This is a genomic window from Pseudomonas gingeri, assembly GCF_013386165.1.
GTDB lineage: Bacteria > Pseudomonadota > Gammaproteobacteria > Pseudomonadales > Pseudomonadaceae > Aquipseudomonas > Aquipseudomonas gingeri_C.
The window spans coordinates 25503-39236 of sequence record NZ_JACAOS010000016.1 but is presented as its reverse complement, the minus strand read 5'-3'; the positions used below and the strand labels follow the sequence as shown (position 1 = coordinate 39236).

The window sequence follows — 13734 nt, the reverse complement described above, 5'->3', positions numbered from 1 at the left end:
CATCGATTGAGGGGGTATAGGGCGACGCTTTGTCGCGTCGCACTTTTACGCGTGTCATGCATGACGGCGACACAGTCGTCTGATAGTGTGCATCCATCCAGTATTTCACTTTATACTCCTGCGTTTACCGCCCGCCGTGCGAGGCCATCTTGGACAAGATCCTGATTCGTGGGGCTCGAACCCACAACCTGAAGAACATCGACCTGACCCTGCCCCGGGACAAGCTGATCGTGATCACCGGCTTGTCCGGGTCCGGTAAGTCGTCCCTGGCCTTCGACACCCTGTACGCCGAAGGGCAACGCCGTTACGTGGAATCGTTGTCGGCCTATGCCCGGCAATTCCTGTCGATGATGGAAAAGCCCGACGTCGACACCATCGAAGGCCTGTCGCCGGCGATCTCCATCGAGCAGAAGTCGACGTCGCATAACCCGCGCTCGACGGTCGGTACCATCACCGAGATCTACGACTACCTGCGCCTGCTATATGCACGTGTCGGCACCCCGCGCTGCCCGGACCACGATATCCCGCTGGAAGCCCAGACCGTCAGCCAGATGGTCGACCTGGTGCTGGCCCAGCCCGAAGGCTCCAAGCTGATGTTGCTGGCGCCGGTGATCCGCGAGCGCAAGGGCGAACATCTGTCGGTGTTCGAAGAGCTGCGGGCCCAGGGTTTTGTCCGGGCGCGAGTCAACGGCCGGCTCTGCGAGCTGGACGAAGTGCCCAAGCTCGACAAGCAGAAGAAGCACTCCATCGATGTGGTGGTCGACCGCTTCAAGGTCCGTGGCGATCTGCAACAGCGCTTGGCCGAGTCCTTCGAGACCGCGCTGAAGCTGGCGGACGGCATCGCCCTGGTGGCGCCGATGGACGACGAACCCGGCGAGGAAATGATCTTCTCCGCGCGTTTTGCCTGCCCGATCTGCGGTCACGCCATCAGCGAGCTGGAACCCAAGCTGTTCTCCTTCAACAACCCCGCCGGCGCCTGCCCGACCTGTGACGGCCTGGGGGTGAAGCAGTTCTTCGACACCAAGCGCCTGGTCAATGGCGAGCTGACCCTGGCCGAAGGTGCGATACGCGGCTGGGATCGGCGCAACGTCTATTACTTCCAGATGCTCGGGTCGCTGGCGTCCCACTATGGCTTCAGCCTGGAAGTGCCGTTCAATACGCTGCCGGCGGAACAGCAGAAGCTCCTCCTGCAAGGCAGCGGCAGCCAGAACGTCGACTTCAAGTACCTCAACGACCGTGGCGATATCGTCAAGCGCTCCCACCCGTTCGAAGGCATCGTGCCGAACCTGGAGCGTCGTTACCGCGAAACCGAGTCGGCGACCGTACGTGAAGAGCTGGCCAAGTTCCTCAGCACCCAACCCTGCCCGGATTGCCGTGGCACCCGTCTGCGTCGCGAGGCGCGGCACGTGTGGGTCGGCGAGAAGACCCTGCCGGCGGTGACCAACCTGCCGATCGGCGATGCCTGCGAATACTTTGCCGTGCTGAAGCTGACCGGCCGTCGCGGGGAAATCGCCGACAAGATCCTCAAGGAAATCCGCGAGCGCCTGCAGTTCCTGGTCAACGTCGGCCTGGACTATCTCTCCCTGGATCGCAGTGCCGACACCCTGTCCGGTGGCGAAGCGCAGCGTATTCGCCTGGCCAGCCAGATCGGCGCCGGCCTGGTGGGGGTGTTGTACATCCTCGACGAGCCGTCCATCGGCTTGCACCAGCGGGACAACGACCGCCTGCTCGGCACCCTGAAGCACCTGCGCGATATCGGCAACACGGTGATCGTGGTCGAGCACGATGAAGATGCGATCCGCCTGGCGGACTATGTGGTCGACATCGGCCCGGGTGCCGGCGTGCATGGTGGACATATCGTCGCCGAAGGTACTCCGGCCGAGGTGATGGCCCACCCTGACTCATTGACCGGCAAGTACTTGTCCGGCCGCGTGAAGATCGAAGTCCCGGCCAAACGCACACCGCGTAACAAGAAGCTGGCACTGCATCTCAAGGGCGCCCGTGGCAACAACCTGCGCAATGTCGACCTGGAGATCCCGTTGGGTCTGCTGACTTGCGTGACCGGCGTGTCCGGCTCCGGCAAGTCGACGCTGATCAACAACACCCTGTTCCCCCTCAGTGCCACCGCACTGAATGGCGCGACGACGCTGGAGGCCGCGGCCCACGACAGCATCAACGGCCTGCAGCACCTGGACAAGGTGGTGGATATCGACCAGAGCCCCATCGGTCGTACCCCGCGTTCGAACCCGGCCACCTACACCGGTTTGTTCACGCCGATCCGCGAACTGTTCGCCGGTGTGCCGGAGTCCCGTTCACGGGGTTACGGTCCGGGGCGCTTCTCGTTCAACGTCAAGGGTGGGCGTTGTGAAGCCTGCCAGGGCGATGGCCTGATCAAGGTGGAGATGCACTTCCTGCCGGACATCTATGTGCCGTGCGACGTGTGCAAGAGCAAGCGCTACAACCGCGAAACCCTTGAGGTCAAGTACAAGGGCAAGAGCATCCACGAAGTGCTGGAGATGACCATCGAGGAGGCCCGCGAGTTCTTCGACGCGGTGCCGGCGCTGGCCCGTAAACTCCAGACCCTGATGGATGTGGGTTTATCGTATATCAAGCTGGGGCAGTCGGCGACCACCCTGTCCGGCGGCGAGGCGCAGCGGGTCAAGCTGTCCCGCGAGCTGTCCAAGCGCGACACCGGCAAGACCCTGTATATCCTCGACGAGCCGACCACCGGCCTGCACTTCGCGGATATCCAGCAGTTGCTGGACGTGCTGCACCGCCTGCGCGACCACGGCAACACCGTGGTGGTGATCGAGCACAACCTGGACGTGATCAAGACCGCCGACTGGTTGGTGGATCTCGGGCCTGAGGGCGGTTCCAAGGGTGGGCAGATCATTGCGGTCGGTACACCGGAGCAAGTCGCGGAAATGCCACAATCCCATACCGGGTATTACCTGAAGCCGCTGTTGCTGCGTGATCGGGCCTAAGTCGGCGAAATGAAAAAGCCCCTGTCATTGAAGGATGACAGGGGCTTTTTTTGTCGGGGCTGGAATCGCTATCGCCAGCAAGCTGGCTCCTACAGGGGGTTATGCGTTGCTCGCAAGACCGTGGGCGAACACAGGACCTGTAGGAGCCAGCTTGCTGGCGATCCGGTGCGCAGCACCGGCCATCCTCAGAACTTCGATTGCAGGTAGTTCTCCAACCCGATGGACTTGATCAGGCCCAACTGCTTCTCCAGCCAGTAGGTGTGATCTTCCTCGGTATCGGCCAACTGCTGGCGCAGGATCTCGCGAGTCACGTAATCCTTGTGCAACTCACAAAGTTCAATGCCCTTGCACAGCGCGGCACGGACCTTGTATTCCAGACGCAGGTCGGCGGCGAACATGTCAGGCACGCTGGTGCCGATGTCCAGGTCGTCCGGACGCATGCGCGGAGTACCTTCCAGCATCAGGATCCGGCGCATCAGCGCATCGGCGTGTTGTGCCTCTTCTTCCATTTCGTGATTGATGCGTTCGTAGAGCTTGCTGAAGCCCCAGTCCTCATACATCCGCGAATGGATGAAATATTGATCACGGGCTGCCAGTTCACCGGTCAGCAACGTGTTGAGGTAATCGACTACGGCCTGGTTACCTTGCATAGCCCTACATCTCCCTGCTTGAAAGTCTGTATTTTGGACCATGCTGACCGGAAGGTCACTGGAAAAACGCAAACAAAGTGAAGATTTTCAGAGAAAAGCAGCCGAAAAAACGCAAAAACCGCCCTAACTGAGGGCGGTTCTGCTTCTCGTTTAGACTTAGTTCAGCACTACGCCCAAAGCGTTGGCGATACCGGTGCCGTAAGCCGGATCAGCCTTGAAGAAATGCTGCAACTGACGCTCGACCACATCACTGGAAACACCCGACATCGCACCGGCGATATTGCTGATCAGTAGCGCTTTCTGCTCGGCACTCATCAGGCGGAACAATGCACCGGCGTGGCTGTAGTAGTCGGTATCTTCGCGGTGATCGTAACGATCCGCCGCACCACTGAGGGCCAAAGCCGGCTCAGCGTAGCGAGGAGCCTGTTTGGGCGCTTCGACGTAGCTGTTGGGCTCGTAGTTCGGCGCAGCGCCACCGTTGCTGCCAAAGGCCATGGAGCCATCACGCTGGTAGCTGTTGACCGGGCTGCGTGGGGCATTCACCGGCAGTTGCTGGTGATTGGTGCCGACACGGTAGCGGTGGGCATCCGCGTAGGCAAAGACGCGACCTTGCAGCATGCGGTCCGGCGACAGACCGACACCCGGCACCATGTTGCTCGGGCCAAAAGCGGCCTGCTCGACTTCAGCGAAGTAGTTCAGCGGGTTGCGGTTGAGCTCCAGTTCGCCGACTTCGATCAACGGGAACTCTTTCTGCGACCAGGTCTTGGTCACGTCGAACGGGTTCTCGTAATGCGCCGCAGCCTGGGCTTCGGTCATCACCTGGATGCAAACGCTCCATTTCGGAAAGTCACCGCGCTCAATGGCGCCGAACAGATCACGCTGGGCGTAGTCCGGATCGGTGCCCGCCAGGCGTGCAGCCTCGGCCGGTGCCAGGTTCTTGATACCTTGCTTGGTCTTGTAGTGCCACTTCACCCAGTGACGCTCGCCTTTGGCGTTGATCAAGCTGTAGGTGTGGCTGCCGAAGCCGTGCATGTGACGGTAGCCGTCAGGGATCCCACGGTCCGAGAACAGGATGGTGACCTGGTGCAGCGCCTCGGGCGAGTGCGACCAGAAGTCCCACATCATTTGCGCGCTTTTCAGGTTGCTTTGCGGCAGACGTTTCTGGGTGTGGATAAAGTCGGGGAATTTCAGCGGGTCGCGGATAAAGAACACCGGCGTGTTGTTGCCGACGATGTCCCAGTTGCCTTCCTCGGTGTAGAACTTCAGGGCAAAACCCCGTGGATCGCGCTCGGTGTCAGCCGAACCGCGCTCGCCACCCACCGTCGAGAAGCGCAGGAAGGTTGGAGTCTGCTTGCCCACGGATTCGAACAGCTTGGCGCTGGTGTAGTGGGTAATGTCTTTGGAAACGGTGAAGGTCCCGTAGGCGCCCGAGCCCTTGGCATGTACACGGCGCTCAGGGATGTTTTCACGGTTGAAGTGAGCAAGCTTCTCGATCAGGTGAAAATCGTCGAGCAGCAGTGGGCCGCGGGGGCCAGCGGAACGGGAATTCTGGTTGTCCGCAACGGGCGCGCCGCTGGCGGTGGTCAGCGTTTTGTTCTGGCTCATGCTTGTCCTTCCTCTCTCGGTCTTGGTGCTGCCGGCTAATCGGCTGAGGAGGAGTATTGACCATCAACATGACACCCACAAATTCATTAAGCAATTGTCATCCATAGAACAACGCTATCGAAGACCAATTATTTAATAGCAGACACAAAAAACCGGGCGCTAGGCCCGGTTTCTTGTTTCAGACTGACGTCTTACTCGGCAGATACAGCTTCGCCGGCAGTAGCACGATCAACCAACTCGACATACGCCATAGGCGCGTTGTCGCCAGTGCGGAAACCGCACTTGAGGATGCGCAGGTAGCCACCCTCACGGGTAGCGTAACGCTTGCCCAGGTCGTTGAAGAGCTTACCAACGATAGCTTTCGAACGAGTACGGTCGAAAGCCAGACGGCGGTTAGCCAGGCTATCTACTTTGGCCAGAGTGATCAGCGGCTCAGCAACGCGACGCAGTTCTTTGGCTTTTGGCAGAGTCGTTTTGATCAGCTCGTGCTCGAACAGCGACACCGCCATGTTTTGAAACATGGCCTTGCGGTGCGAGCTGGTGCGGCTCAGGTGACGACCACTTTTACGATGACGCATGGTTCATTCCTTACCAAACACTACGTTCGGTGATTACGACGATCAGGCAGTCGCCTTGTCGTCCTTCTTAAGACTTGCAGGCGGCCAGTTGTCGAGGCGCATGCCGAGGGACAGACCGCGGGAGGCCAGAACGTCCTTGATTTCAGTCAAGGATTTCTTGCCCAGGTTCGGAGTCTTCAACAGCTCTACTTCGGTACGCTGAATCAGGTCGCCGATGTAGTAGATGTTTTCCGCCTTAAGGCAGTTAGCCGAACGTACAGTCAGTTCCAGATCGTCAACCGGGCGAAGCAGGATCGGATCGATCTCGTCTTCCTGCTCGATTACCACTGGCTCACTGTCACCTTTGAGGTCGACGAACGCAGCCAACTGCTGTTGCAGAATGGTTGCAGCACGGCGGATAGCCTCTTCAGGATCCAGAGTACCGTTGGTTTCCAGATCAATAACCAGCTTGTCCAGGTTGGTACGCTGCTCGACACGGGCGTTTTCCACCACGTAAGCGATACGGCGAACCGGGCTGAACGAAGAATCGAGCTGCAAGCGACCGATGCTGCGGCTTTCGTCTTCATCGCTCTGACGCGAGTCTGCTGGTTCATAACCACGACCACGAGCTACGGTGAGCTTCATGTTCAAGGCGCCGTTAGACGCCAGGTTGGCGATTACGTGATCGGGGTTAACGATCTCGACATCATGATCCAGCTGAATATCGGCAGCGGTAACCACCCCCGAACCCTTCTTCGACAAGGTCAGCGTAACTTCGTCACGGCCGTGCAGCTTGATAGCCAGACCTTTAAGGTTCAACAGGATTTCAATGACGTCTTCCTGTACACCTTCGATGGCGCTGTACTCGTGGAGCACACCGTCAATCTCGGCCTCGACTACTGCACAGCCTGGCATTGAGGACAACAGGATGCGGCGCAGCGCGTTGCCCAGGGTGTGGCCAAAACCACGCTCGAGAGGCTCGAGGGTGATTTTAGCGCGGGTTGGACTGACAACCTGCACGTCAATGTGACGGGGTGTCAGGAACTCATTTACCGAAATCTGCATGGATGCACCTATTTTCTAGCCCTTACTTGGAGTAGAGCTCGACAATCAGGCTTTCGTTGATGTCGGCGGAGAGGTCACTGCGAGCAGGAACGTTCTTGAAAACGCCCGACTTCTTCTCAGTGTCCACTTCTACCCATTCTACGCGGCCACGCTGGGCACACAGATCGAGAGCCTGGACAATGCGCAGTTGATTCTTAGCCTTCTCACGAATAGCTACCACGTCACCAGCACGAACCTGGTAGGACGGGACGTTGACGGTTTTGCCGTTAACGCTGATCGACTTGTGCGATACCAGTTGACGGGATTCGGCACGAGTCGAGCCAAAACCCATACGGTATACAACGTTGTCCAGACGGCATTCGAGCAGTTGCAACAGGTTCTCACCGGTTGCGCCTTTACGGCCGGCAGCTTCTTTGTAGTAGCCGCTGAACTGACGCTCAAGAACGCCATAAATACGACGGACCTTCTGCTTTTCACGCAGTTGGGTGCCGTAGTCGGACTGGCGACCGCGGCGTTGGCCGTGGATACCAGGTGCTGCTTCGATGTTGCACTTGGATTCGATAGCGCGCACGCCGCTCTTCAGGAAGAGATCGGTGCCTTCGCGACGAGCCAGTTTGCATTTTGGACCAATGTAACGAGCCATTCTTTACAATCTCCTGGATTACACGCGGCGCTTCTTCGGCGGACGGCACCCGTTATGCGGGATTGGCGTCACGTCGGTGATGCTGGCGATCTTATAGCCACAGCCGTTCAAAGCACGGACAGCGGACTCACGACCTGGACCTGGACCTTTGACGTTAACGTCGAGGTTTTTCAGGCCATATTCCAGCGCAGCTTGACCAGCACGTTCAGCAGCTACTTGAGCAGCGAACGGGGTGGACTTGCGGGAACCGCGGAAACCCGAACCACCGGAGGTAGCCCAAGAAAGCGCGTTACCTTGACGGTCGGTGATGGTCACGATGGTGTTGTTGAAAGACGCGTGGATGTGGGCGATGCCATCAACCACTGTCTTTTTAATTTTCTTACGAGGACGAGCAGCAGGTTTTGCCATGACTAGATTCCTGTCGATTCGCTGGTGCGATTACTTGCGGATCGGCTTACGCGGACCTTTGCGAGTACGCGCGTTGGTCTTGGTACGCTGACCGCGTACTGGCAGACCACGACGATGGCGCAGACCGCGATAGCAGCCCAAGTCCATCAAGCGTTTGATTTTCATGTTGATTTCGCGACGCAGGTCACCTTCAGTGGTGAACTTCGCCACTTCGCCACGCAGCTGTTCAATCTGCTCGTCGCTCAGATCCTTGATCTTTGCGGCTGGGTTTACCCCAGTCACTGCACAAATTTTCTGTGCAGTAGTGCGACCAACACCATAGATGTAGGTCAGCGAGATAACAGTGTGCTTGTTATCTGGAATGTTAACGCCTGCAATACGGGCCATTCAGTGGGACTCCAATTGACAGCTACCTACGCCCCGGAAGCCAAGAAATAGGGCGCGAGATAATATCGCTGTAATAACAAATAATCAACCCAGCAGCGCACTAGCTGCTGGGCTTCAAGCAGATCACACTCAGCCTTGGCGCTGTTTGTGACGCGGTTCCGCGCTGCAAATTACTCGAACCACACCTTCGCGGCGAATAATCTTGCAGTTACGGCACAGCTTTTTCACCGATGCACGAACTTTCATCACCAACTCCTCGAACCTTATGGGTCAGCGCAGCATGCCGCTGCCGTAACCCTTCAGGTTGGCTTTCTTCATCAGGGATTCGTACTGGTGCGAAACGAGGTGCGATTGTACTTGGGACATGAAGTCCATCACAACCACGACCACGATCAGCAACGAGGTCCCGCCAAGGTAGAACGGAACGTTTGCTGCAACCACCAGGAACTGGGGCAGCAGGCACACGGCCGTCATATAAAGAGCACCGAACATGGTCAAACGGGTCAGAACGCCATCAATGTAGCGCGCCGACTGCTCGCCTGGACGGATACCCGGAATAAAGGCACCGGACTTCTTCAGGTTTTCCGCTACGTCTTTCGGATTGAACATCAACGCCGTATAGAAGAAGCAGAAGAAAATAATCCCTGCACTAAACAGCAGAATATTCAACGGCTGACCAGGAGCGATCGACTGCGAGATGTCCTGCAACCAGCCCATACCTTCAGACTGACCGAACCAGGCACCCAGCGAAGCCGGGAACAGCAAGATGCTGCTCGCGAAGATAGCAGGAATAACACCGGCCATATTCACTTTCAGCGGCAAGTGGCTGGTCTGCGCAGCGAAGACCTTGCGGCCCTGCTGACGCTTGGCGTAGTGAACAGCAATACGACGCTGGCCACGCTCAATGAACACCACGAAACCGATGATCGCTACTGCCAGCAAACCGATGGCAACCAGCGCGAAGATGTTGATATCGCCCTGACGTGCAGACTCGAAAGACTGCCCGATTGCTCTCGGAAGACCGGCGACGATACCCGAAAAAATCAACATCGAGATACCGTTACCAACACCGCGCTCGGTAATCTGCTCGCCCAACCACATCATGAACATCGCGCCGGCCACAAAAGTGGACACCGCGACGAAATGGAAGCTGATGCCAGCACTAAACGAGACGCCCTGATTAGCCAGACCAATGGACATGCCAATGGCTTGGACTAGTGCCAGGACGACGGTGCCATAGCGGGTGTATTGGCTGATCTTACGACGACCAGCCTCACCTTCCTTCTTCAACTGCTCCAGCTGCGGGCTGACAGCGGACATCAGCTGCATGATGATCGATGCCGAAATGTACGGCATGATCCCCAGTGCAAAGATGCTCATCCGCTCCAGCGCGCCGCCGGAAAACATGTTGAACAAGCTAAGAATGGTCCCCTCATTCTGTCGAAACAGGTCCGCCAGCCGGTCCGGGTTGATACCAGGAACTGGGATGTGCGCGCCTATCCGGTAGACGATAATCGCCAGGAATAGAAAACGCAGTCGAGCCCAGAGCTCGGATAACCCGCCTTTGCTGAGCGCTGAGAGAGCACCTTGCTTAGCCATTTATTCCTCGAACTTGCCGCCAGCTGCTTCGATAGCCGCACGCGCACCTTTGGTGGCTGCGATGCCCTTGATAGTTACAGCGCGAGTCACTTCGCCCGACAGCATGATTTTCACACGCTGTACGTTCTGGTTGATCACGTTGGCATCTTTCAGGGACTGCACGGTGACGATGTCGCCTTCCACTTTGGCCAGCTCGGACAGACGCACTTCTGCGCGGTCCATGGCTTTCAGGGAAACGAAACCGAACTTCGGCAGACGACGATGCAGCGGCTGTTGGCCGCCTTCAAAGCCTGGAGCAATGGTGCCACCGGAGCGGGAGGTCTGACCTTTGTGGCCGCGGCCACCAGTCTTACCCAAACCGCTACCGATACCACGGCCCGGACGATGCTTTTCGCGACGGGAACCCGGCGCTGGACTCAGATCATTGAGTTTCATCGATTAACCCTCTACACGCAGCATGTAGTAAGCCTTGTTGATCATCCCGCGATTCTCGGGAGTATCCAGGACTTCTACAGTGTGACCGATGCGACGCAGACCCAGACCCTTAACGCACAGTCTGTGGTTAGGGATGCGGCCGGTCATGCTTTTGATCAGCGTAACTTTAACGGTAGCCATGATCAGAAGATCTCCTTGACGCTTTTGCCACGCTTGGCGGCAATGGATTCAGGAGACTGCATAGCCTTCAAACCTTTGAAAGTGGCGTGAACCACGTTTACCGGGTTAGTCGAGCCGTAGCACTTGGCCAGAACGTTCTGAACGCCAGCAACTTCGAGGACAGCACGCATAGCGCCGCCAGCGATGATACCGGTACCTTCAGAAGCAGGCTGCATGTAAACCTTCGAAGCGCCGTGGGCGGACTTCATGGCGTACTGCAGAGTGGTACCGTTCAGGTCCACCTGGATCATGTTGCGGCGAGCAGCTTCCATAGCCTTCTGGATCGCAGCAGGCACTTCACGTGACTTGCCACGGCCGAAGCCTACACGGCCCTTACCATCACCAACCACGGTCAACGCGGTGAAGGTGAAGATACGGCCGCCTTTAACGGTTTTGGCTACACGGTTAACTTGAACCAGCTTCTCGATGTAGCCTTCGTCGCGCTTTTGGTCGTTATTTGACATAACTTAGAACTCCAGCCCAGCTTCACGAGCAGCATCAGCCAGCGCCTTGACGCGGCCGTGGTACTTGAAGCCAGAGCGGTCGAAAGCCACTTGCGAGACGCCAGCGGCTTTAGCACGCGTAGCGACCAGCTGGCCAACCTTAGTGGCCGCGTCGATGTTGCCAGTGGCACCATCACGCAGTTCTTTGTCCAAAGTCGAGGCACTTGCCAGGACTTTGTTGCCGTCGGCCGAAATGACCTGGGCATAGATGTGCTGCGAAGAGCGGAACACGCAGAGACGCACGACTTCGAGTTCGTGCATTTTCAGGCGTGCTTTGCGAGCGCGACGCAGTCGAGTAACTTTTTTGTCGGTCATTTGCTATGCCCTACTTCTTCTTGGCTTCTTTACGACGGACGACTTCGTCCGCGTAGCGCACACCTTTGCCTTTGTACGGCTCTGGTGGACGGAAGTCGCGGATCTCAGCGGCCACCTGACCTACCAGCTGCTTATCGATACCCTTGATCAGGATGTCGGTTTGGCTAGGGGTCTCAGCGGTGATGCCTTCCGGCAGTTCGTAATCCACTGGGTGCGAGAAGCCAAGGGCCAGGTTCAAAACCGTGCCTTTTGCTTGCGCTTTGTAACCAACACCGACCAGCTGGAGCTTACGCTCGAAGCCTTGGCTTACGCCTTGGACCATGTTGTTTACCAACGCACGCGTGGTACCTGCCATTGCGCGAGTTTGTTGATCGCCATTGCGAGCAGCGAAACGCAGCTCACCAGCTTCTTCAACGATCTCAACGGACGAATGGATGTTCAGTTCAAGAGTACCCTTGGCACCCTTCACCGAAAGCTGTTGGCCTGCGAATTTGACTTCGACACCGGCTGGCAGCTTAACGGGGTTCTTAGCGACGCGAGACATGCTTATCCCCCCTTAGAACACAGTGCAAAGAACTTCGCCGCCGACACCGGCAGCGCGCGCAGCACGATCCGTCATCACACCTTTGTTGGTGGAGACGATAGACACGCCAAGACCGCCACGAACTTTCGGCAGATCTTCAACGGACTTGTACTGACGCAGGCCTGGACGGCTAACGCGCTTCACTTCCTCGATGACCGGACGGCCTTCGAAGTACTTCAGCTCGATGGACAACGACGGCTTAGCGTCGGTGGTGATCTGAAAACCCGCGATATAGCCTTCGTCCTTCAGGACTTTAGCTACAGCCACCTTCAACGTGGAAGACGGCATGCTTACAACGGCCTTTTCAGCCATCTGGGCATTACGGATTCGAGTTAGCATGTCCGCTAACGGGTCCTGCATACTCATGGGCTAGACGCTCCTGATACAAAAAATATTAGCCTTGCGGCTACAACTGTCGCCGAGCGTTCCACACGCAAAAAGTGCGGGCTCAGGCGAGCCGGTCATTCTAGACACACCCCAGAAATGAATCAAGCCCCAAAAGGGGCTTGATTCAAACTCAAGGTCACCGGCGGTCGGTTCTTGCGAGACCGACTGCCGTGACTTGGGCAGTGTGGCTTACCAGCTGGCTTTAACCAGACCTGGTACGTCACCACGCATGGCCGCTTCACGCAGCTTGTTACGGCCGAGGCCGAACTTGCGGTAAACGCCGTGCGGACGACCAGTGATGCGGCAGCGGTTACGCATGCGCGAAGCGCTGGCGTCACGTGGCTGCTTCTGCAGGGCTACCGAAGCTTCCCAACGTGCTTCTGGACTTGCGTTCAGATCAACGATGATAGCTTTCAGTGCTGCACGCTTGGTGGCGTACTTGGCAACGGTGAGCTGACGCTTCAGCTCACGGTTTTTCATGCTCTTCTTGGCCATTTTCCTACTCCAATCAGTTGCGGAACGGGAATTTGAAAGCACGCAGCAATGCGCGACCTTCATCATCGTTCTTAGCAGTGGTGGTCAGGGTAATGTCCAGACCGCGCAGAGCATCGATCTTGTCGTAATCGATTTCCGGGAAAATGATCTGCTCTTTCACGCCCATGCTGTAGTTACCACGACCATCGAAGGACTTGGCATTCAGGCCGCGGAAGTCGCGAACCCGAGGCAGGGAGATCGACAGCAGACGATCCAGGAACTCATACATACGATCGCGACGCAGGGTCACTTTGACGCCGATCGGCCATCCTTCGCGGACTTTGAAGCCAGCGATGGATTTACGAGCGTGAGTCACAACGACTTTCTGGCCGGTGATCTTCTCCAGGTCAGCAACAGCGTGCTCGATGACTTTTTTGTCGCCGATCGCTTCGCCCAGACCCATGTTCAGGGTGATCTTGGTAATGCGCGGAACTTCCATCACGTTCGCCAGCTTAAGTTCTTCCTTAAGCTTCGGAGCGATTTCCTTCCGGTAAATCTCTTTCAGTCGTGCCATGGTCTTCTACCTAGCAGTGTTCAAGCATCAACCGCTTTTTGGGTCGACTTGAAGACACGAATTTTTTTGCCGTCTTCTACTTTGAAACCAACGCGGTCAGCCTTGTTGGTTTCGCCGTTGAAAATGGCGACGTTGGAAGCGTGCAGTGGCGCTTCTTTTTCGACGATACCGCCCTGTACGCCCGACATCGGGTTAGGCTTGGTATGACGCTTGACCAGGTTCAGACCACCGATGACCAGACGGTCATCAGCGAGAACCTTAAGCACCTTACCGCGCTTACCTTTGTCTTTGCCGGCGATCACGATGATCTCGTCGTCACGACGAATCTTTTGCATGTCGGATCTCC

The 13734-nt window shown here is 57.3% G+C and carries 19 protein-coding genes; 1 reads left to right on the top strand and 18 read right to left on the bottom strand.

All coding sequences use genetic code 11. The annotated features are described in order from the left end of the window. Positions 1-149 precede the first annotated feature (149 nt). The gene (uvrA, locus tag HX866_RS16515) at positions 150-2984 is read left to right on the top strand and encodes an excinuclease ABC subunit UvrA (protein WP_177095606.1); all 2835 of its coding nucleotides are present in this window, start codon (positions 150-152) and stop codon (positions 2982-2984) included. 185 nt (positions 2985-3169) lie between these two features. Here uvrA and bfr read toward each other — a convergent pair whose 3' ends face one another. The 18 genes from bfr to rplX all read right to left on the bottom strand — a co-directional run bounded on the left by bfr (position 3170) and on the right by rplX (position 13723). Continuing rightward, complete coding sequence (gene bfr, locus HX866_RS16510) at positions 3170-3634, bottom strand: bacterioferritin (protein ID WP_177140112.1); 465 nt, start codon at positions 3632-3634, stop codon at positions 3170-3172. A gap of 156 nt (positions 3635-3790) precedes the next feature. Continuing rightward, positions 3791-5239, bottom strand: a complete 1449-nt coding sequence (locus HX866_RS16505) for a catalase (RefSeq protein WP_177095603.1) — start codon at positions 5237-5239, stop codon at positions 3791-3793. Positions 5240-5430: 191 nt separating this feature from the next. Continuing rightward, entirely contained in the window at positions 5431-5817 is a 387-nt protein-coding gene (gene rplQ, locus HX866_RS16500; protein WP_100944360.1) for a 50S ribosomal protein L17, read from the bottom strand. A gap of 42 nt (positions 5818-5859) precedes the next feature. Beyond that, positions 5860-6861: a DNA-directed RNA polymerase subunit alpha gene (locus HX866_RS16495; RefSeq protein WP_003176403.1), complete on the bottom strand. Its 1002-nt coding sequence runs from the start codon at positions 6859-6861 to the stop codon at positions 5860-5862. Between the two features lie 22 nt (positions 6862-6883). Then, positions 6884-7504 carry a 30S ribosomal protein S4 gene (gene rpsD / locus HX866_RS16490; protein WP_017123253.1) on the bottom strand — a complete coding sequence of 207 codons (621 nt, stop codon included), beginning with the start codon at positions 7502-7504 and terminating at the stop codon, positions 6884-6886. Between the two features lie 18 nt (positions 7505-7522). Beyond that, entirely contained in the window at positions 7523-7912 is a 390-nt protein-coding gene (rpsK, locus tag HX866_RS16485) for a 30S ribosomal protein S11 (protein ID WP_007924177.1), read from the bottom strand. A gap of 30 nt (positions 7913-7942) precedes the next feature. Continuing rightward, on the bottom strand, positions 7943-8299 hold the full coding sequence (gene rpsM / locus HX866_RS16480; protein WP_003186020.1) for a 30S ribosomal protein S13: 357 nt from the start codon (positions 8297-8299) through the stop codon (positions 7943-7945). A gap of 129 nt (positions 8300-8428) precedes the next feature. After that, positions 8429-8545 carry a 50S ribosomal protein L36 gene (rpmJ, locus tag HX866_RS16475; protein ID WP_002555468.1) on the bottom strand — a complete coding sequence of 39 codons (117 nt, stop codon included), beginning with the start codon at positions 8543-8545 and terminating at the stop codon, positions 8429-8431. A 24-nt stretch (positions 8546-8569) separates the two neighbouring features. Next, entirely contained in the window at positions 8570-9898 is a 1329-nt protein-coding gene (gene secY / locus HX866_RS16470; RefSeq protein ID WP_177095600.1) for a preprotein translocase subunit SecY, read from the bottom strand. Beyond that, positions 9899-10333 (bottom strand): 50S ribosomal protein L15, encoded by a 435-nt coding sequence (rplO, locus tag HX866_RS16465; protein WP_007924183.1) that lies wholly within the window; start codon positions 10331-10333, stop codon positions 9899-9901. It abuts the gene before it with no gap. A 3-nt stretch (positions 10334-10336) separates the two neighbouring features. Further along, positions 10337-10513, bottom strand: coding sequence for a 50S ribosomal protein L30 (gene rpmD, locus HX866_RS16460; protein WP_010438202.1), 177 nt, complete (start codon positions 10511-10513; stop codon positions 10337-10339). Between the two features lie 2 nt (positions 10514-10515). Then, entirely contained in the window at positions 10516-11016 is a 501-nt protein-coding gene (rpsE, locus tag HX866_RS16455) for a 30S ribosomal protein S5 (protein ID WP_003186035.1), read from the bottom strand. Between the two features lie 3 nt (positions 11017-11019). Further along, positions 11020-11370, bottom strand: coding sequence for a 50S ribosomal protein L18 (rplR, locus tag HX866_RS16450; RefSeq protein WP_003186037.1), 351 nt, complete (start codon positions 11368-11370; stop codon positions 11020-11022). Positions 11371-11380: 10 nt separating this feature from the next. Then, complete coding sequence (gene rplF, locus HX866_RS16445; protein WP_003176412.1) at positions 11381-11914, bottom strand: 50S ribosomal protein L6; 534 nt, start codon at positions 11912-11914, stop codon at positions 11381-11383. A gap of 12 nt (positions 11915-11926) precedes the next feature. Beyond that, on the bottom strand, positions 11927-12319 hold the full coding sequence (gene rpsH, locus HX866_RS16440; protein WP_177095597.1) for a 30S ribosomal protein S8: 393 nt from the start codon (positions 12317-12319) through the stop codon (positions 11927-11929). Positions 12320-12529: 210 nt separating this feature from the next. Continuing rightward, entirely contained in the window at positions 12530-12835 is a 306-nt protein-coding gene (rpsN, locus tag HX866_RS16435) for a 30S ribosomal protein S14 (protein WP_100944356.1), read from the bottom strand. A gap of 13 nt (positions 12836-12848) precedes the next feature. Further along, on the bottom strand, positions 12849-13388 hold the full coding sequence (gene rplE / locus HX866_RS16430; RefSeq protein WP_040071276.1) for a 50S ribosomal protein L5: 540 nt from the start codon (positions 13386-13388) through the stop codon (positions 12849-12851). A 20-nt stretch (positions 13389-13408) separates the two neighbouring features. Then, on the bottom strand, positions 13409-13723 hold the full coding sequence (rplX, locus tag HX866_RS16425; RefSeq protein ID WP_071553151.1) for a 50S ribosomal protein L24: 315 nt from the start codon (positions 13721-13723) through the stop codon (positions 13409-13411). Between the last annotated feature and the right edge of the window lie 11 nt (positions 13724-13734).